Origin of the sequence: Blautia sp. OF03-13 (assembly GCF_003460685.1) — a bacterium.
Taxonomy (GTDB): domain Bacteria; phylum Bacillota; class Clostridia; order Lachnospirales; family Lachnospiraceae; genus Fusicatenibacter; species Fusicatenibacter saccharivorans.
Window position 1 is genome coordinate 1 of the sequence record NZ_QTVR01000059.1, and the last position, 953, is coordinate 953.

Genomic DNA, 953 nt, shown 5'->3' on the forward strand with positions numbered 1-953 from the left:
GAGAGACATCTCTGTTCCCGAACGAGTCGTTTTTCTAATTTCTTTAATCTTGCTGATTTGTTGATATTCTTATAGGTCTTACCATTTGAAACAATGGCAAAATCCTTTAGCCCCAGGTCGATGCCGATTCCTTCGTTAGAAGGATCAGCAGTTTTGTTGTCAGGAATTTCTATAAGAGCCGAAACATAATATCTGCCCGCTTTCATGGAAACATGCCCGCTTTTTATGGTATATCCTTCCTTCGTCGTAGGAATGTATCCTTTTTCTTTGATGCGAACCCATCCAAGCGACGGGATGTTAACTCTGTGTCTCTCGCAGCGACAATCTTTCGGATTATTCTTTACGAAATACATCTTCACATCAGATCTGCCTTTCTTTTTGAACTTAGGAAAAGCACTTTCATGATCGAAGAATTTTTTAAATGCAGTTTGTCCATGATTTACCGCCTGGGTCACTGCTTTTGAGTATGCTTCCTTAATCCATAAATATTCTGGATGTTGTGGAAGATATTCATGATTCAGCCAGACTCTGAATTTACTGCTGCTCATGAATTTTTCGCCATTTTGATAAAGTTCTTTGTTATGGGACAGATAGAAATTGTAAATAAATCTACAAGTTCCTATTGTTTTATGAATCCTGACTTTCTGCTCTTCTGTCGGATGGATTTCCGTCTTGAAGCTCTTTAGCAATTTCCTCATCCCTCTCTATTTGTTTTTTATACTTACGAAGTCCATACAATCTGCAGGAGAACACATGAAGTATGGAAACAATGTCCTGTACAAGTTCTTCCTGTGGTGATAATTCTTCATTGTTTACCACCACGATCGTTGTATTGCATTTCATGCAGAATTTTTCAAACCAATCATAACCGAATCGGATAAATCTGTCTTTGTGGGTTATGATGATCGTTTTTACTTTCTGTTCCATTACTTCATCTAATAATTTATTCCACT

1 protein-coding gene and 1 pseudogene are annotated in these 953 nt (G+C 37.5%); both read right to left on the minus strand.

Annotated elements, in window-relative coordinates:
* Nucleotides 1-698: RNA-guided endonuclease InsQ/TnpB family protein (locus tag DXA55_RS16870; RefSeq protein WP_147342044.1), on the minus strand; the 698-nt coding region annotated here is incomplete at its 3' end.
* Nucleotides 628-953, minus strand: a pseudogene (locus DXA55_RS16875) (IS607 family transposase); the annotation flags it as partial. The pseudogene DXA55_RS16875 and the gene DXA55_RS16870, both read right to left, overlap by 71 nt.